The organism is Methylocapsa sp. S129 (assembly GCF_009765995.1).
Classification (GTDB): Bacteria; Pseudomonadota; Alphaproteobacteria; order Rhizobiales; family Beijerinckiaceae; genus Roseiarcus.
The window spans coordinates 13,895-31,100 of record NZ_LMUI01000008.1; the positions used below are offsets into that span (position 1 = coordinate 13,895).

General features: G+C 60.5%; 19 protein-coding genes. 12 read left to right on the top strand and 7 right to left on the bottom strand.

What is annotated here, in order from left to right; translation table 11 throughout:
* Nucleotides 1-280 precede the first annotated feature (280 nt).
* From GSQ90_RS01005 to GSQ90_RS01020, 4 genes are read left to right on the top strand one after another with little or no spacing between them, the layout of a single operon-like run.
* Complete coding sequence (locus tag GSQ90_RS01005) at nucleotides 281-1,645, top strand: NAD(P)/FAD-dependent oxidoreductase (RefSeq protein WP_158812619.1); 1,365 nt, start codon at nucleotides 281-283, stop codon at nucleotides 1,643-1,645.
* Nucleotides 1,642-2,427 carry a DUF1365 domain-containing protein gene (locus GSQ90_RS01010; protein ID WP_158812620.1) on the top strand — a complete coding sequence of 262 codons (786 nt, stop codon included), beginning with the start codon at nucleotides 1,642-1,644 and terminating at the stop codon, nucleotides 2,425-2,427. The genes GSQ90_RS01005 and GSQ90_RS01010 overlap by 4 nt, the downstream gene beginning before the upstream one ends.
* 11 nt (nucleotides 2,428-2,438) lie before the next feature.
* The gene (locus GSQ90_RS01015; protein WP_158812621.1) at nucleotides 2,439-3,704 is read left to right on the top strand and encodes a cyclopropane-fatty-acyl-phospholipid synthase family protein; all 1,266 of its coding nucleotides are present in this window, start codon (nucleotides 2,439-2,441) and stop codon (nucleotides 3,702-3,704) included.
* Nucleotides 3,701-4,096 carry a DUF2147 domain-containing protein gene (locus GSQ90_RS01020; RefSeq protein WP_158812622.1) on the top strand — a complete coding sequence of 132 codons (396 nt, stop codon included), beginning with the start codon at nucleotides 3,701-3,703 and terminating at the stop codon, nucleotides 4,094-4,096. Before GSQ90_RS01015 ends, GSQ90_RS01020 begins: the two co-directional genes overlap by 4 nt.
* On the opposite strand, the gene GSQ90_RS01025 is transcribed toward GSQ90_RS01020, so the two are convergent.
* Nucleotides 4,093-4,830, bottom strand: coding sequence for a HugZ family protein (locus GSQ90_RS01025; RefSeq protein ID WP_158812623.1), 738 nt, complete (start codon nucleotides 4,828-4,830; stop codon nucleotides 4,093-4,095). The genes GSQ90_RS01020 and GSQ90_RS01025 overlap by 4 nt on opposite strands.
* 352 nt (nucleotides 4,831-5,182) lie before the next feature.
* Here GSQ90_RS01025 and GSQ90_RS01030 point away from each other — a divergent pair, with 352 nt between their 5' ends.
* From GSQ90_RS01030 to GSQ90_RS01050, 5 genes are all read left to right on the top strand, one after another.
* The gene (locus GSQ90_RS01030) at nucleotides 5,183-5,881 is read left to right on the top strand and encodes a response regulator transcription factor (protein WP_158812624.1); all 699 of its coding nucleotides are present in this window, start codon (nucleotides 5,183-5,185) and stop codon (nucleotides 5,879-5,881) included.
* 63 nt (nucleotides 5,882-5,944) lie between these two features.
* The gene (locus GSQ90_RS01035; protein WP_158812625.1) at nucleotides 5,945-7,858 is read left to right on the top strand and encodes a stimulus-sensing domain-containing protein; all 1,914 of its coding nucleotides are present in this window, start codon (nucleotides 5,945-5,947) and stop codon (nucleotides 7,856-7,858) included.
* Complete coding sequence (locus tag GSQ90_RS01040) at nucleotides 7,855-8,388, top strand: HPr kinase/phosphorylase (RefSeq protein WP_158812626.1); 534 nt, start codon at nucleotides 7,855-7,857, stop codon at nucleotides 8,386-8,388. Before GSQ90_RS01035 ends, GSQ90_RS01040 begins: the two co-directional genes overlap by 4 nt.
* A 98-nt stretch (nucleotides 8,389-8,486) precedes the next feature.
* On the top strand, nucleotides 8,487-8,888 hold the full coding sequence (locus tag GSQ90_RS01045; RefSeq protein ID WP_158812627.1) for a PTS sugar transporter subunit IIA: 402 nt from the start codon (nucleotides 8,487-8,489) through the stop codon (nucleotides 8,886-8,888).
* Nucleotides 8,885-9,217 carry an HPr family phosphocarrier protein gene (locus GSQ90_RS01050; protein ID WP_158812628.1) on the top strand — a complete coding sequence of 111 codons (333 nt, stop codon included), beginning with the start codon at nucleotides 8,885-8,887 and terminating at the stop codon, nucleotides 9,215-9,217. Before GSQ90_RS01045 ends, GSQ90_RS01050 begins: the two co-directional genes overlap by 4 nt.
* Nucleotides 9,218-9,265: 48 nt before the next feature.
* Here GSQ90_RS01050 and lptB read toward each other — a convergent pair whose 3' ends face one another.
* The 4 genes from lptB to GSQ90_RS01070 all read right to left on the bottom strand — a co-directional run bounded on the left by lptB (nucleotide 9,266) and on the right by GSQ90_RS01070 (nucleotide 12,496).
* Complete coding sequence (gene lptB, locus GSQ90_RS01055) at nucleotides 9,266-10,102, bottom strand: LPS export ABC transporter ATP-binding protein (RefSeq protein ID WP_158812854.1); 837 nt, start codon at nucleotides 10,100-10,102, stop codon at nucleotides 9,266-9,268.
* A gap of 142 nt (nucleotides 10,103-10,244) precedes the next feature.
* Nucleotides 10,245-10,964, bottom strand: a complete 720-nt coding sequence (locus GSQ90_RS01060) for an LptA/OstA family protein (protein WP_158812629.1) — start codon at nucleotides 10,962-10,964, stop codon at nucleotides 10,245-10,247.
* Nucleotides 10,961-11,635: an LPS export ABC transporter periplasmic protein LptC gene (lptC, locus tag GSQ90_RS01065; RefSeq protein ID WP_158812630.1), complete on the bottom strand. Its 675-nt coding sequence runs from the start codon at nucleotides 11,633-11,635 to the stop codon at nucleotides 10,961-10,963. The genes GSQ90_RS01060 and lptC overlap by 4 nt, the downstream gene beginning before the upstream one ends.
* Nucleotides 11,636-11,875: 240 nt before the next feature.
* Nucleotides 11,876-12,496 (bottom strand): ribonuclease D, encoded by a 621-nt coding sequence (locus tag GSQ90_RS01070; RefSeq protein WP_158812631.1) that lies wholly within the window; start codon nucleotides 12,494-12,496, stop codon nucleotides 11,876-11,878.
* A 54-nt stretch (nucleotides 12,497-12,550) separates the two neighbouring features.
* On the opposite strand from GSQ90_RS01070, the gene GSQ90_RS01075 reads away from it, so the two are divergent.
* Together GSQ90_RS01075 and GSQ90_RS01080 are read left to right on the top strand one after the other, a co-directional pair.
* Entirely contained in the window at nucleotides 12,551-12,994 is a 444-nt protein-coding gene (locus GSQ90_RS01075) for a hypothetical protein (RefSeq protein WP_158812632.1), read from the top strand.
* A complete protein-coding gene (locus tag GSQ90_RS01080; protein ID WP_158812633.1) occupies nucleotides 12,942-14,684 on the top strand; it encodes a radical SAM protein in 1,743 nt (580 codons plus the stop codon). The genes GSQ90_RS01075 and GSQ90_RS01080 overlap by 53 nt, the downstream gene beginning before the upstream one ends.
* 60 nt (nucleotides 14,685-14,744) lie before the next feature.
* Here GSQ90_RS01080 and GSQ90_RS01085 read toward each other — a convergent pair whose 3' ends face one another.
* Nucleotides 14,745-15,497, bottom strand: coding sequence for a molybdopterin-dependent oxidoreductase (locus GSQ90_RS01085; protein WP_158812856.1), 753 nt, complete (start codon nucleotides 15,495-15,497; stop codon nucleotides 14,745-14,747).
* Nucleotides 15,498-15,519: 22 nt separating this feature from the next.
* A complete protein-coding gene (locus GSQ90_RS01090; protein WP_158812634.1) occupies nucleotides 15,520-16,380 on the bottom strand; it encodes a cytochrome b/b6 domain-containing protein in 861 nt (286 codons plus the stop codon).
* A 201-nt stretch (nucleotides 16,381-16,581) separates the two neighbouring features.
* On the opposite strand from GSQ90_RS01090, the gene GSQ90_RS01095 reads away from it, so the two are divergent.
* Complete coding sequence (locus GSQ90_RS01095) at nucleotides 16,582-17,157, top strand: fasciclin domain-containing protein (RefSeq protein WP_158812635.1); 576 nt, start codon at nucleotides 16,582-16,584, stop codon at nucleotides 17,155-17,157.
* The last annotated feature ends 49 nt before the right edge of the window (nucleotides 17,158-17,206 follow it).

The following is a 17,206-nucleotide window of genomic DNA, read 5'->3' on the forward strand; positions in this document are numbered from 1 at the left end:
GACGCAGGCGAACAATGATCCACTTGAGGGGACAGCGCTCTTGGAAACCGGACCGTCGGCGCGTCTGCGAAGCCTATACGGGTCGCGGCTCCCTATGGATGCGCGGCGAGGCGAATAATTTTTGGCTGCGCGGAGCGCCGCAATGACAATGACGGGAGGACGAAGCGACTGATTCGACAAAGGTAAAAGAATTTTCAACCGAAAACCGATTGGCTACGTATAGGGTGGAGAAGCATCGAATGCGTCCTCCTCGGGCCGCAAGCGCTTCGGGGGACTGATAATGTTCGTCGACGCCAGCACATCCCTGGAACCTGCGGGCCGCTTGAACATTGCGGTGGTGGGAACAGGCATATCGGGCCTTTCGGCGGCCTGGCTGCTCAGCCAAAAGCACGACGTGACCGTTTTTGAGGCCGAAGGGCGGCCCGGCGGCCATAGCCATACGGTCGATACCTGCTCGAAGGCGGGATCTGTCGCGGTCGACACGGGCTTCATCGTTTATAATGAGGCGACATATCCCAATCTGACAGCGCTATTCGCTCATCTGGGGACGCCCACCAAGGCATCGGAAATGTCGTTCTCGGTCTCGATCGATGATGGCGATCTCGAATATTCTGGCGCCGATATCGCGGGCATTTTCGCCCAGAAGAGCAACGTCCTGAACCTTAGGTTCTGGTCGATGCTGCGGGACATCCTGCGATTCTATCGCAACGCCCCGCGCGATGTCGCCAAGCTTGGCCTGACGACGCTTGGCCAATACCTCGATCAAAATGGCTATGGCGAGGCCTTCCGCCAGGATCATCTCTATCCGATGGCCGCCGCCGTCTGGTCTCTTCCCGCTAAGAGAGTCGCCGATTATCCCGCCGCCGCCTTCGTGGGCTTTTGTCAGAATCATGGGCTGCTTAAAATCGCAGACCGGCCGTTGTGGCGAACTGTCGATGGCGGCGCGCGGACTTATGTCGACGCGCTTTGCGCGCCGTTCAGGGACAGGCTGCGGCTCGGCGCCCCTGTGCGGTCGATCCGGCGCGAACTCGGAGGCGTTTTCATCCGTTCGGAAGCTGGCGAAGAGAAATTCGACCAGGTCGTCATCGGCGCCCACGCCGATCAGGCGCTGGCGATGTTGAGCGATCCGACGCCCGATGAGCAGAGAATTCTCGGCGCCTTTCGTTACAGTCGCAACGAAGCGGTTTTGCATGAGGACGTTTCGTTGATGCCGCGCCGCCGCAAAGTCTGGTCGAGCTGGAATTATGCCGCCAGGCGCGCTGATCCCTCGGCGCCCGTTTCGGTGACCTATTGGATGAACCGCCTTCAAGGCATTCCCAATGGGACGCCGCGGTTCGTCACCCTCAACCCGATCGTCGAGCCGCGCGCGGGCCTGACGATCCAGCGCCAGATTTGTGAGCATCCGATTTTCAACGCCGAAGCCGTCGCCGCTCAGGATCAGCTTTGGTCGCTGCAGGGTCGTCGGGGGGCCTGGTTTTGCGGCGCGTATTTCGGGTCCGGCTTCCATGAGGATGGTCTGCAGGCGGGCCTTGCTGTCGCCGAGGCGCTCGGAAGCGTTCGCCGCCCGTGGCGCGTCGCCAATGAATCCGGGCGCATCAAGCTTGAGAGACCGGCGCGCGAATCGACAGGAGCGCTCGCGTCGTGAACGCGCTGAAGTCTGGTCTTTATGTCGGACAAGTCACGCATCGGCGCCTGCGGCCCCGCAAACATGCGTTGCGCTATCGCACCTTCGCCCTGCTGCTTGATCTAGACGAATTGCCGGAGCTTGTCGGCCGGTTGCGCCTATTGTCGCGCAATTCATTCAATCTGTTTAGTTTTTTTGATTGCGACTATGGTTCGGGATCGAAGTCTTTGCGCGAGCAGGTTGAGGGCCACGCGCGTCAGGCCGAGCTGGATTTGGATGGCGGTCCCATTCGCCTCCTCACCATGCCTCGCATTCTCGGCTATGCCTTCAACCCGATCAGCCTCTATTTTTGCCATAGCCGCGGCGGCGAACTCCGGGCCATTCTCTATGAGGTCAACAATACGTTCGGCCAGCGGCACAGCTATTTTATCCCGGTCGAGGAGGGGGAGGTTGGCCCGATCAGCCAGTTCTGCGCCAAGCAATTCTATGTTTCGCCCTTCATGGCGATGGATATGACTTACGAATTCACGGTGACGCCTCCAGGTGAGAAAGTGTCGATCGCGATCGTCGAGCGTGACAGACAAGGCGTGGTGCTAACCGCTACGCAGGCGCAAGATCGTCTGGAATTGACGGATGCGGCGCTTGGGAAAGTCTTTTTCAGCCATCCTTTGCTTACTCTCAAAGTCATTGTAGGAATCCATCTGGAGGCGCTGGTTCTCTGGGTCAAAGGGATGCGCTTGCAAGTTCGGCCGCCGCCGCCCGACCAGCCTGTAACCCATGTGGTGCGGCGCGTTCATAAATGAGGAGTGCGGATATGGCGTCGCCGCCAGGACCGACCGACGCCGAGGCGGGCGTAAAGACTCGGTCAAGCCAGAAATTGGCGGGGTTCGCCGGTTTTGCGCTCGGGAAGGTTTTGTCCCTTATAGACGTCGGTCGACTTGTGATCGAGCTGCCGTCGGGAGCAAAACTCGAACGCATCGGCGCGCACCCGGGCCCGCAGGCAGAGGTGAAACTCAATAATTGGCGCGCCCTTCGCCGCCTCGTGCTGGGAGGCGATGTCGGCGTTGCGACGGCCTATTTCGACAATGACTGGTCAAGCGTCGATTTGACGGCTCTGTTCGAACTTGCGGCGCTCAACGGCGCCCGCTTCATGGATGCGCTTGAGGGTTCGGCGCCTTTCAGAGTTTTCAATTGGCTGGCTCATCGCGCCAAGGCCAATACGCGACGCGGCAGTCGGCGCAATATCGAAGCGCATTACGATCTGGGCAATGAATTTTACAGGCTCTGGCTCGACGCCAAGATGATCTACTCCTCGGCGATTTTCGGGTCGGCGAACGCGACGCTTGAGCAGGCGCAGGACGCCAAATTGCAGCGCATTGTCGACCGCCTGCAGCTTGCCGGCGGCGACAGCGTTCTGGAAATAGGCTGCGGCTGGGGCGGCCTCGCCACCACGATCGCCCAGAACAGCGCCGCGCGCGTCACCGGCGTGACGATCTCTCCCGCTCAACTCGACAGCGCGCGCGCTCTTATCCAGGAAAAGTCGCTTGAGGATCGAGTCGAGCTGCGTCTGCAGGATTACCGCGACATCGAGGGACGCTTCGACAGGATCGTTTCCGTCGAAATGGTCGAGGCGGTCGGGCGAGAATATATGCCCAGATATTTCGATATGATCCGCGAGAGGCTCAAGCCCGGCGGCCTTTGCGTTTTGCAGGCGATCACCATCGCGGAGGACCGGTTCGCCGATTATTGCCGGAGACCGGATTTCATTCAGCGCTACATCTTCCCCGGCGGCTTTCTTCCCTCCAAGACATTCCTGCGTGAGACGATCGAGAGGGCGGGGCTCAGACTCACCGCGGTAGAAAACTTTGGCGAAAGCTACGCGTTGACCTTGCGCGAATGGCGTCGCCGTTTTCTCGACGCATGGCCCGAGATCGAGAGGCTCGGCTTTGGCCCGTCCTTCAAGCGGTTGTGGGAATATTACCTGTGCTATTGCGAAGCGGGCTTTCGTTCCGGCACGATCGACGTGGGCATTTATTCGCTCGCTCATGCCAGCGGCGCCAAGAGGCTTGCGCCGCCGTGAGATCGACCAGCATAAGGCTGGCCGGGGCGTCTCTTATCGCCTTGGGCGGCATGTTGGCGTTGGCGCGCGCCGACGCCGCCGGCGATGCGAATGGAAACTGGGCGCGCGATGACGGCCTCATCCGCACCCATATCGCGGTTTGCGGCAAAGCCATTTGCGCGACCAACACCTGGGCGAAAAATCCGCAGGGCGATGAAAAGGCGGGCGATAAGTTGATCATGACTTTGAGCGAAACCGCCGCGAATCATTGGGCAGGCTCGGCCTTCGATCCTCAGCGCAACCGCAATTATTCGATGGAAATGAACGTGGCGGGAGACCGCTTGACGACGCGCGGCTGCATCCTGGGCGGCCTTCTATGCCGCAGCGTCGGTTGGACGCGGATCGGGCGTTAGCCCGCTGACCGATCGGAAAAGCCGCCAAGCGCCGCGCGCCAGGCTTGGGGATGAGGGGCCCGCGCCCGAAAGCTCGTCCGTCCCCCGCGCGCGCCGGCGATAAGGTCGAGGCCTTCGGGATCGAGGCCAATGGCGCGCCATCGGCGCTTGTTTTCGCCATGCGCGTCGCCCGCCAGCCGCGCCAGACAGGCGCCGCCGCGAGCGTTGACCTCCTCAAGCAAAGCCGATTCCGCCTCAATCAAGGCGTGAGCGTCCGCAAGATCGGTCAGGATATCGGTAGGCGTCAGCGCAGCGGCTCGTGCAAAGCCGCCGTTGAAATGAACCGTCGATATCTCCATCCGGAACAGAGAGAAGTCTGTAAAGGACGCATAGAGTTTGGCCTTTGGATTGCGCGCAAGGAAACGCGCGCGGGCCTTGGACGCAGAGTGGGCGACAATTTCGCCGCCGATTGTCAGGCGCGGTTGGTTGAGCGGATCGCCGCGCCCCGATGAACTGGTCAGCAGCAAAGAGCCGCGCCGGTCCTCGGCGAGATTTCCCGTATGCCGCGCCAGAGCGGAAAGGAGGAAGAGCGGCGCGCCGTCATAGTCGGAGCTGACCGACACAAGCGTCGTCAGGGGCGCGCCCGAGGCGCGCTCGATCGTGGCGAGCGCGCCGGTGCGGGCGATGCGAAGCAGGAGTTTGGCCTGCGCTGGGGCATCGAATGGCGAGGCGGTCGAGGTTGGCCCGGCGCTCATGCCGGGCTGTCCCGACGAGGCCGCCCTACAACGGTTGAGAAGGGCTGTTTCACGCGCTCGCTCTTGTTTGATCGGATCGTTGGGCCTCGAGGGCCGTCGCACCATCGGCGGCGGGACGAACCGAGGTCAATACGACGGTGAGAGGAACATTGGCCGAGGTTCCGCGTTTGCCCTATCTTGCTAAAATGCTGGTCCGACAAGTCTATTGGGTCTATTAAGCTTGTTTTAGTTGCAGAAAGGTCACATTTAGGCCTTTAACGGTCTTAATGGTCCGCCGCGATGAGCTGGGCCCGGCGGCCAAAACGTAGACTGCCGCCGCAAGCTCAGGAACGATTTATCAGGTTGGAGCCTCATGCCGACGATTGCCCTGGTCGATGACGACCGCAACATCCTCACCTCCGTTTCGCTTTCGCTCGAAGCGGAAGGCTATCGCGTCCAATCTTATACGGATGGAGCGAGCGCCCTGGAAGGCCTTAAAACGAGCCCGCCGGACCTAGCCATATTCGACATCAAGATGCCGCGCATGGACGGTATGGAATTGTTGCGCCGCCTGCGCCAGAAATCGGATCTTCCGGTGATCTTCCTGACTTCGAAGGACGAAGAGATCGACGAATTGTTCGGTCTGAAGATGGGAGCCGACGATTTCATCCGCAAACCGTTTTCACAGCGATTGCTGGTGGAGCGTGTCAAGGCGATTCTGCGCCGCTCAAACCCCAAGGAAGCGGCGGCGCAGAAGGAAAGCGAAGCGAAGATACTTGAGCGCGGCCGGCTCAAAATGGATCCCGAGCGCCATACTTGCACCTGGAACAACGAGCCCGTGACGCTGACCGTCACAGAATTTCTGATTTTGCAGGCGCTGGCGACCAGACCCGGCGTCGTCAAGAGCCGCAACGCGCTCATGGACGCGGCCTATGACGATCAGGTCTATGTGGACGATCGAACGATCGACAGCCATATCAAGCGGCTGCGGAAAAAATTCAAAGTTGTCGAAGACGAATTCGAAATGATCGAAACGCTCTACGGCGTGGGCTATCGCTTCCGGGAGGCGTGAGCTCAAAAATCGGGCAACGCGAAAGAAGCCAGGCTTCGATATGGCCAAAGGCAAGGTGCGGCAATGAGCGCCGGGGCGCGACGGGGTCGGGTGGTTTCGCCGGCTTCGGCCCGTGTGCGCGGCGCGCGCCTGAAATTGCGCGCCCGACTTGCGTGGCGCGCCATTGTTTCGCGTTTCTCCTCGTCGCTGACGCGGCGCATCGTCGTGCTCAATCTGGGCGGCCTTCTCGTGCTGGTCGTCGGCTTCCTCTACCTCAATCAGTTTCGCGCCGATATTATCGATGCGCGCGTGCAGAGCTTGCGAACGCAGGGAGAGATCATCGCTGCGGCGATCGCCGCCTCGGCAGCCGTCGAAACCAACACGATTACCGTCGACCCTGAGAAGCTGCTGCAATTGGCGCCAGGCGAAAGCGCAGCCCCGACCGAGGGAGAAGATGAGTCGATCGAGTTTTCGATCAATCCGGAAAGAGTCGGCCCGGTTCTGCGCCGGCTGGTGACGCCGACGCGGACCAGGGCGCGCATCTACGATCGCGACGGGCTGCTCTTGCTCGATTCGCTTGCGCTCTCGTCGCGCGGCGTGATCATGCATTCCGACCCCGGAGAAGCCGGCGCCGAAGACACGACTGGGCTTGATCGCGCGTGGATCGCGATCAAGCGCTGGTTCGTTCCCGCTAAGAAGCGGCGCGTTGACGAGCCATGGGTTGGAAACAGCAAGTCTCATCCTGAAGTCGCCGACGCCTTGCGAGGTCAGACACAGTCCGTCGTCCGGGTCGACGCCGACGGCGAAACGATTGTCTCGGTCGGCGTGCCAATCCAGCAGCGGCAAGCGGTTCGCGGCGCGCTGCTGCTTTCGACACAAGGGGGCGACATAGACGCGGTCATCGCTTCGGAGCGATGGGCGATCCTGCGCTTCTTTCTTGTGCTGGCGGCGGTGATGTTCATTCTCTCAATGTTTCTAGCCGGAACGATTGCAGAACCCGTGCGCAAACTTGCCGAAGCGGCCGAGCGCGTGCGGCGCGGCATCAAATCGCGCCAGCAAATTCCCGATTTTACGGCGCGCTCCGATGAGATCGGCCATCTTTCCCACGCTTTGCGCGATATGACGCAAGCGCTTTACAACCGCATCGACGCGATTGAGAGTTTCGCCGCCGATGTGGCGCATGAGCTGAAGAATCCGCTGACCTCTCTGCGCAGCGCGGTCGAGATTTTGCCTCGGGTCAAAGCGGGGGCGTCGCGCGATCGATTGCTTGAAGTGATTCAGCACGATGTCCGTCGCCTCGACCGGCTCATTAGCGATATTTCCGACGCCTCGCGGCTCGATGCGGAGCTCGCGCGCAACGACGCCCAACCCATTGACATGATCGCGCTGCTTCGCGCGGTCGTCTCGATGGCGGAGGATTCGTCGCGTCACAAGGGCGTCAAAGTACGGTTGTCCATCGACGGAGCCGTTCACGCTTCGGACAAGGGCGCCCCGCGCTATTGTGTGCTTGGCCATGATTCGCGGTTGGCGCAGGTCATGACCAATTTGATCGACAATGCGCGCTCATTCTCCGAACCTGGCGGCGAGGTTCGTGTCGCCCTGCGTAGGCTGGAGATTCTTCCCGACGATGACAGCGAGGATGAGGGCGCGCGGATTCTCGTCACCGTCGAGGACGACGGGCCAGGAATACCATCGCACGCGCTCGAGCGCATTTTTGAGCGTTTCTACACCGATCGCCCTAGCCAAGGCTTTGGCCAGAATTCAGGGCTCGGCCTCTCGATTTCGCGGCAGATCGTGGAGGCCCACGGGGGACGCATCTGGGCGCAGAACCGTCCGGCGCCGGTTGACGCCGCCCCCCCCGTTCCTCACGCGAGCGCGCTCGTCGACAGCGCCTATGCCGAAGAAACGCCAGGCGACGACGGGGACCAAGAGGACGAGATCGTGCGGCACGGAGCGGGCGCGCGCTTCGTGATCTCGCTGCCCGCCGCTGCGTTGTGAGCAGATTGGCGGGCGGCGGCGCCCCAGACTCGGAACAACAATATCGCTCCAGAGACGCGATTCATGCCACAGCGCTGATCGTGGGCGAAGCCGGCGTGCTCATTCGCGGACCCTCTAGTTCTGGCAAGAGCGGCTTGGCCCTCGCGCTTCTGGCCTTGGCCGGCGATCGACAATTGTTCGCGAGGTTGATCGGCGACGACTGGGTGCTGATCCACTTGAAGAATCAAAGGATTCTAGCGATCGGCGCGCCCAATATGCGTGGCCTCATTGAGAGACGCGGTTACGGGATCGTGCGCGCGTCGGCGGAACCCTGCGCAATCATCCGATTGGTCGTCGACCTTTTGCCCGACGGCGTGCGCGCCGCGCGCCTTCCTGACGAAGGCGCTCTCAAGGCGTCTTTGGACGAAGTCGAATTGCCCCGCTTGACATTTGACGGCGAAACCGGCCCGGTCGAGCGGGCTTTTGCGGTGCTGGAATACCTTGACAAGATTGGCGACAAGATTATGACCGGATTTGCTCATTTCGCTTGAATAATTCGCCGCAGTGCACAAAAATGCCGCCGCTTGACCAATTGGTATGCGGCGCCCTCGCGTCGGGCGACTTGGGCGCATAAAGCAATGGATTTTTGATGATTGGAATGGTCCTTGTGACCCACGGCCAGTTGGCGACGGGTTTTCGCGCCGCTTTGGAGCATGTGGTTGGGCCTCAGTCGCAATTCGAGACCGTTGCGATCGGCCCCGAAGACGACATGGAGCTGCGTCGCGCTGATATTCTGGGCGCAGTCTCGCGCGTTCAGGACGGAGCGGGCGTTGTATTGTTGACGGATATGTTCGGCGGCACGCCTTCCAACCTAGCCATTTCCGTCATGGACGGAGGACGCATCGAAGTGATCTGCGGCATCAATCTTCCGATGTTGATCAAGCTCGCTTCGCTGCGCGACAATGCGGGCCTCGACCAGGCGGTCACGGAGGCGCGCGACGCCGGGCGCAAATATATTACGGTGGCCAGCAAAGTCCTGACCGGAAAATGACGGAATCCGAAGGCGAGGAACGCGACGACGATTGCCCGCCCCCGCCACAATTTGCGGGCGCGCGCGTGCGCGAAATGCACATTGTCAACCGCAAAGGCCTGCATGCGCGCGCGACCGCCAAATTCGTCCAATGCGTTGATCGTTTCGCCGCCGAAATCAAGGTGACCCGGTGCGGGGAAACAGTGGGCGGCGATTCTATCATGGGAATACTGACCCTCGGCGCCGGCATGGGCACGACGATCACGGTGTCCGCTCTGGGCGAGCAGGCGGAGGCGGCGCTTGATGCTATTGCGGAATTGGTCGCCAGTCGATTTGGCGAGGACGAATAGGCAGGGTAAGGGCGTTTTCTGTCCCCGACCGTTCTCGACCGGCGCACGCTACATTCTGAAGTCTTCGCCCAGATAAAATCGCCGCACATCGGGATGCGCGACGATCTCGTCAGGCGCGCCCTCGGTCAAGACGTGGCCGCTGTGAATGATATAGGCGCGATCGATGAGGCCGAGCGTCTCGCGCACGTTGTGATCCGTAATGAGCACGCCGATGCCGCGCCCTTTGAGATGGCGCACCAGATCCTGAATGTCGCCCACCGCGATGGGATCGATGCCGGCGAAGGGCTCGTCGAGCAGCATGAACGAAGGTTTGCCGGCCAGCGCTCGCGCGATCTCGCAGCGCCGCCGCTCGCCCCCCGATAATGCAATCGAGGGCGCCTTGCGCAGCCGCGCGATGTCGAATTCATCGAGCAGGGAATTGAGCTCTCTCTCTCGCGTCGCGCGGTCGGGTTCCGTCACTTCGAGTACGGCGCGTATATTATCCTCGACATTGAGGCCGCGAAAAATCGACGCCTCCTGAGGCAAATAACCGATGCCGAGCCGAGCGCGCTGATACATCGGCAGGCCGGTGACATCGTGACCGTCCAGCTCGATTATGCCTTTCTCTGGCCGCACCAATCCAGTGATCATATAAAAGACGGTCGTTTTTCCCGCGCCATTGGGGCCAAGCAGCCCGACTGCCTCGCCTCGCCGCAACGCGATGCTAACGTCCTTGACGACAGCGCGTCCCCCGTAGCTTTTGCCTAGGTTGTAAACAGCGAGCACGCCGGCGGCTTCCTCGCCCAAGGCGCGGCGCCCATCGGCTTCAATCGGCGCCGCGGTGGCGTCGGCCGGCTCTTCGCCCCTCTCAGCCCGCTTCACGCCCCAGCCTGTGAGGCGACCGATAAGCCCGCGTGAGTGCGCGAATCTCGCATCGCGGGGAATTGCATCGTCGCTCAAGGGAAGCTTTTCCTTGCTTGGCTTTTCTCGCGCCGCGGCGCCCGATCATGGTGATAGGACGATGATGCGCTGCTCGCCAGTCTCTGGTTCACTGCGTCTTGGGCGCCGTGTTATCCGCTGGAACTTTCTTCTTTGCCGCCTTTGGCTTGTCAGTGGCGTTTGAGCCGGCGTCTTTCTTTGGCGTCGCCGATTTGTCAGTCGTGTCGGGGCCGCTGGAGCCTTGGATGAACTGGCCGATAACGCGACCAGAAGTCTTGCCCACCTCGACGACGGCCTCACCGGTCGTCAGATCATAGGTGAGCTTGTCGCCTTTGGTGACGTTGCCGCCATCGCTTAAAGTCACATTGTCGAATAGCCAGACCTTGTTCTGTTCCTTGTCGTAAGAACCGCGGTCGCCGGTGGCTACTTGCGTCTTCGAGACGAGCGTGACAGGGCCTGTCGCGTCCATATGTTTGACCTGACTCCCGCCCGTTCCCACCTCGGGGCCCGCGCTGGCCGCTGGCGCCGCGGCTGCGCTCGCGGAAGCGTCGGCGGCCGGGGCCTCCGTCTTCGCCAGGAAGATGGTCAGGACCGAGCAGGTGAGCTTGCTGTCGCCCTGGATGGCCACCACGTTGCCGGTGTAAACGGCTTTCTGCTCCTTGTCGAAATAGTTAAGCTTGTCGGCTGCGATCGAGATCGGTTCCTTGGAATTGCCGCCCGGCAAGACGGGTGACGAGGAGACCGTCTTGCCGACAGCCAGCCCCGGCGCGCAGACAAGCGCGGCGATGATCAAGGCGATGGCGCGGCCGCGCCGCCAGGAGGCGTTCATGGATTGGCGCCTTTCAACTGGGCTTGCGTCTCATCCGCGGCCGACGCGGGCGGAATCGTCGTTTTCACATGTCCCTCAAGGGTCAGTTCTTTGCCGTTGTCGACCGCCGAAATCGCATCTCCGGCCAAGGTCGTCCCGGTGCTCGTGACAATGGTCACCGGTTCCTTGGAAACATAAAGCCCGTTATGGAAGTCGATGCTGGCGCTTTTGAGCCACATGTCATATTGCGGGCTTTTGAGGCGAACATTGTCCGATACGTCCATATGCTCTTTTGAACTATCGTAGAGACCGGAGTTTGCGGTCATGTGAGCCAAACCGCCCTCCGCTAGCGCGATATCGGCGTCAATTTCATGTAATTCGACCAATGTCGGGTGCAGCGCATCCTGAACCGCCTTGCGTGCATTGACCAGATAGGGTCGCCCGTCCTTTCGGAAACCGGCGAGCCTGGGATGCTCCATCGTCACTTTGGTTCCATCCACGCCGATGCCGCTCATCGAGACGCCGCCGGCGAGCCTGCCGAACGGATCGAACAAAGCGATGCTGATGAGCAGGGCGACCGTCCCGACGGCGCCGCCTAGGAGGGCTACCCGAAGAAAGCGGACATGTGCGGAATGCCGGGCCGCCGCCGCAAAAGCTTTGGCCTGCTGTGTCCTTTTCCGGCCGCTGGCCATTTCCATTCCTGCGGTCATTTCAATTCTGGCGGCGATGTCTGCCATGCGGCTCCATAATGATCTTGGCGGCGTTGGGCCACTGTCGATCACACAATATGACACTTTTGAAAGATGATATCATTGAAAGATAATGGATGGCGAAGTTATGGCGGCCTCTATTTGACATGTGGCTGAGGCCAAAACTCCGTTCGAACTAGGCTGCTTTCAATCGAGCGACAAATCCGCGAATCGTCGGCCGCTCTACGGCGAGGCGTGCGAAAAGATGTCCATTTCGGCAAACCCGGCCAGATCCAGCCGCACGCGATCGGGAAGATAGGTGAAGGCGGCGCGCGCAAGAGAGTCGCGATTCTCGCGCGTGAGCATGGCGTCGAGCCTAGAGCGCAGCGCATGCAGATGCAGGACGTCCGAAGCGGCGTAAGTCAACTGAGCTTCGCTCAAGGCGGGGGCGCCCCAATCGGAAGATTGCTGCTGCTTTGAAAGATCGACGCCGATGAGTTCGCGCGCGAGATCCTTCAAACCATGACGGTCAGTGTAAGTGCGGGCGAGCTTTGACGCAATCTTGGTGCAATAGACAGGCTCCGGCATGATCCCGAACGCATGGCACAGAACCGCCATATCGAAACGACCGAAATGAAAAAGCTTGAGGACGTTGGGATCGGCCAGCAATTTCTCAAGGTTGGGCGCTCGCGTCTGGCCGTGAGCGATCTGAACAACTTCAGCCGAGCCGTCGCCGCTCGAAAGCTGGACGACGCACAAACGATCACGGTGGACGTCAAGCCCTAGCGTCTCCGTGTCGATCGCCACCGCCGCGCCAAATCTGAGGCCAGCCGGCAGGTCGCCATTATGGGAACGTATGGTCATCGCAGACGCGAGCCGAACGAATTCAAGCCGGGTTGCTTGTAACGAGATAATCCATTGATAAAATTCATCTATTCTATCCTAAAAGATGTCAACATGATTACCAGTGAGGTCGTAGCTCGTCAAGTTGGCGGCCAGGCTCCGTTGCACGAGCCTGAAGCGTTTCGCCGGTTCCGCGGCGGAACCGGCGCTCGGCGAGTGTTTTCGGATATAGAAGTCGCTCAACCCCTCAATCGATCTGAGATGCATCCGAACTCGCCCGCGCCGGCATCACAAAGATCCTGGTGCGCTTTGCCCGGCGGTGCGCGCGGAGCAATTGACCGCATCCTCAGCGCAGCCGATCCGATCGCCATCATCGTCACACAGGCTTTGTTCATTCTGTTCCCCGCTATCCTCGTTGACTCGGACGGCGATACCGGCGCCTACTCGTCAAACGCGAGGCGGCGCAATGCTGGGCGATTTCGCACTTTATCTGATCAAACCATCGCACTACGACGATGACGGCTATGTCATTCAATGGGCTCGCTCAGCGATTCCGTCCAATACGCTTGCCGTAATTCATGGGCTTGCCGCCGACTGTCGCGCCCGGCGCGTGCTTGGCGACGCGATCGATATCGAGATCTTTGCGATCGATGAAACTAACGCGCGAGTTCGGCCAGAGCGCATCGCGCGCGACATCGCGGCGTCAGGCGGGCGGGGCCTCGTTGGCCTCGTCGGCGTGCAATCGAACCAATTTCCTCACGCCGTCGATCTGGCCCGACGCCTGCGCGCCCTTGGGGTGCAAGTCGCGATAGGCGGCTTCCATGTGTCTGGCTGTCTGGCGATGCTGCCGGACATGCCGGACGATCTGAAGGAAGCGCAGGCGCTCGGCGTGTCGCTATTCGCCGGCGAAGCCGAAGGGCGCCTCGACGCCATTCTCAAGGACGCTTACGCCGGCCAGTTGAAGCCGCTCTATAATTTCATGAGCGATCTGCCGGGACTGGAAGGCGCGCCCATGCCGATGCTGCCCGCCTCCGGCATCAAACGCACCGCGGGGCTCGTCACCAGCTTCGATGCGGGGCGCGGATGCCCGTTCCAATGCTCCTTCTGCACCATCATCAATGTGCAGGGGCGTAAATCGCGCTATCGCACGCCGGACGATGTCGAAGCGATCATCCGGGCCAATCTTGCGCAGGGAATCAGTCATTTCTTCATTACCGACGACAATCTCGCTCGCAACAAGAATTGGGAGCCGATGTTCGACAGGATGATTGCAATGCGGCGCGACGATGGTCTCAACTTCAATTTCGTCATCCAGGTCGATACGCTCTGTCATCGCATCCCCAACTTCATCGACAAGGCTGCTGCCGCCGGCGTGCGTCGCGTATTCCTCGGTCTGGAAAACATCAATCCGGACAGCCTCGTCGGCGCCAAAAAGAAGCAGAACCGCATCGCCGAATATCGCGATATGCTGTTGCAATGGAAGAAGGTCGGCTGCTTCACCTATGCCGGCTATATCCTTGGCTTTCCGGCCGATACGCCCGAATCGATTGTGCGCGACATCAAGATCATCCAGCGCGAATTGCCGCTCGATCTCCTGGAGTTTTTCTGCCTGACGCCGTTGCCTGGATCCGAGGATCACCAACGGCTCGCCAAGGCGGGGGTCGCCATGGATCCCGATATGAACAAATATGATCTCGAACACGTCGTCACCAGCCACGCGACAATGTCGAAATCCGATTGGGAGCGCGCCTATCGCCTGGCCTGGGAGACCTATTACACGTCCGAGCACATGGAAACCGTGATGCGCCGTGCGGTCGCGACCGGCATCAGTCCGGGTAAGATGATGTTCCTGCTGATCTGGTTCTATGGCTGCGTGACGATCGAAAAGATCCATCCGTTGGAAGGCGGGTATCTCAGGCGCAAAGTACGGCGCGACCGGCGGCCTGGCTTGCCCATTGAAAGTCCCGTGACTTTCTACCCCAAATATATCTTCGGCGTCGTCGCCAAGCATTTGGCCATCGCACGTATCGTTTGGCGCATGGCCCTGGTTCGCCGCGCAGTGAAGCGCGATCCCGAAGCGCGCAAATACATGGATCAGGCGTTGACGCCCGTGACCGGCGACGACCTTGACGGGCTTGAGATGTTCAATGTCACGGCATCGGCGCGCGCAGCCGCGGACAAGGCAAAGCGGCGCCTTGCGCCCGCCTAAAGCCGTCGGTCGCTTGCTGGCGGCGAATGCCGCGTTGGCGATCGTCCGCGGAACCCGACTTCAAATACCCGCGTACCATTCATAGCCGCGATCCTCCCAAAAGCCGCCACGACCGCGACCCATCTTGTCGAAGGATTCAATAGCCTCGATCCGCATCACATATTTCGCCATCTTGTAACCGAGCTGGCGTTCGACGCGCAGACGCAGCGGCGCGCCATGAGCGACCGGCAGCGGCTCGTCATTCATGTCATAGGCCAATATCGTTTGCGGATGAAAAGCGTCGACAAGATCGATCGTCTCGTAATATTGCCCCGTCCCGTCGAGCGTCTGCTCAAGAGTATCAGCGCAATAAAAGGCGATATAGCGCGCCGAAGGCTTCAGTCCGGCCGCGGTGAGGATCGGCCCGAGCGGCGCGCCCTTCCATTTGCCGATGCAGCTCCAGCCCTCGACGCAATCGTGGCGGGTGATCTGCGCACGCGCCGGCAATTGTCTGAGATCGGCGAGCGAAAGCTGTGTCGGTTTGTCGACGAGGCCGCCAATGCCGAGCTTCCAGTTGACGAAATGTTCGTCGCGCGCCTGAACGTAATCGGGATCGTCGGGATCGACCGAGCCATTGGGTTTAAAGCCTGGCGAAAGATCGGCGGGTCCATATTCGGGGGCCAGCGCGTCGCGCGGCGCGAGCAGCGCCCGTTGCGCGCCGCGCGTGAGATTTTCCGCGGCGTCGAGCACCGATCGGCTCCCGGTCGCGTTCGACAGGCGGTCGCATCCCGCCAATCCCAGCGCCGCGCCGCCCATGGCTGCGCGCGTCAGCATCTGTCGACGACTGAGAATGGCCTCACGCTTCACGACGGCCCTCCTCAATCGCGTAACGACCGGTAATCATGGAAATCATATTGTTGAGAAAACCTGAGATCAGCACCATGACGATGTGAACAATGACAAATCCGACGAGATAGAAAGCCATAATGAAATGGATCGTGCGCGCCGCTTGGCGTCCGCCAAACAGAGTGACCAGCCAGGGAAAGGCTGCATCGATCGCCGGGGACATCGTCAAGCCCGCCAACACCAGGAGAGGCAGTGCGACGATGACGGAGAGATAGGCGAGTTTCTGAAGCACATTGTAGTGCAAGGCTTCATCGCCCCTGGGAAAGCGCAGCCGCGCGTGCTCCCGGATCGACGCCGGGATTGCGCGCAATTCGCGGCCCGAGGGCAGGAAGTCTTTCAAGTGACGGCGCGCGAATAGATTCGTCACATAGACCACGCCGTTCAGCACAAGCAGCCAGGCGAAAAAGAAGTGCCAGCGCCGGCCGGTCGCGAGGTCCTGATAGGAAGGAATCGTCATCCAACTGGGAAACCCACGCTCCGTAAGCTGGCCGCTCTCATCGCGCGAGGCCCCCAGAATGCCGGTTGTCGTGAAAGATTTTCCGAAAATCGTGGTCACGCCCTGGATGGAATCGTCGCTCCCTTGTTGCGCGGTCAGAGCCAGAAGTGGTTTGTCAAAAGTACTCTGGGCCCCCCAATAGAGCGCAGGGTGGGCGTTGAATATCTGCAAACCGCTCATCAGAAGAAGGACAAAACAGAGCGCGTTGATCCAATGCGTGGCGCGAACCAGAAGCGTGTGACGATAAATGATGCGCCGTCCATCTGAGTGGGGCGCGCCGACGTTCGGAGAAATTTCGCTCGCCGATACAGACATTTGATTCCCCACGACAATCTTGGTCGCTCTCACGAAAGAAACGGAAAGCCGTAGGAGAAGTTTCGCGCTAAATTTTCAGGAGGGCAATCAAACTATTATCGCATGCTCTGAAACTTGCGCCATTTCGCTCCGTTTCCATCACATCCCGATCAACGGGGTTGCTCATTTCAATCAAATGAAGAAACGCACAGGAGAACAGAGATGAACGCCAGGATCTCTCTTAAGACCGTTATGCTTGCCGCGGGCCTTTCGCTCGGCGTTGTCATGGCCGCGGCGCCCGTTATGGCTGCGATGGCTGTGATGGTCGGCGGCGCCCCGATGTATCCCACCAAGAACATCGTCGAGAACGCCGTCAATTCGAAGGATCACACGACGCTTGTCGCCGCCGTCAAGGCGGCCGGTCTGGTCGACACGCTGGCCAGCGCCGGCCCGTTCACAGTTTTCGCGCCGACCAATGAAGCTTTCGCTAAATTGCCCAAGGGCACGGTTGCAACTCTGCTGATGCCGGAAAACAAGGACAAGCTTACCGCCGTTCTGACCTATCACGTTGTGTCGGGCCATCTGACCGCGCAAGACCTTGCCGACAAGGTCGATCAAGGCGGCGGCAAGGCGACGTTGAAGACGGTCCAGGGCGGAGATCTGACCATCGAGCGCCGCGGCCGTTCGCATCTCACCGTGACGGATGCAAAGGGCGATGTCGCCCTGATCACGATCGCCGACGTTCTGCAATCGAATGGCGTCATCCATGTCATCAACAAGGTTCTGATCCCAGGCTGATTCCCCCGCGGTCCCCGATCAGAAGCGGGCGCCTTCGGGCGCCCGTATT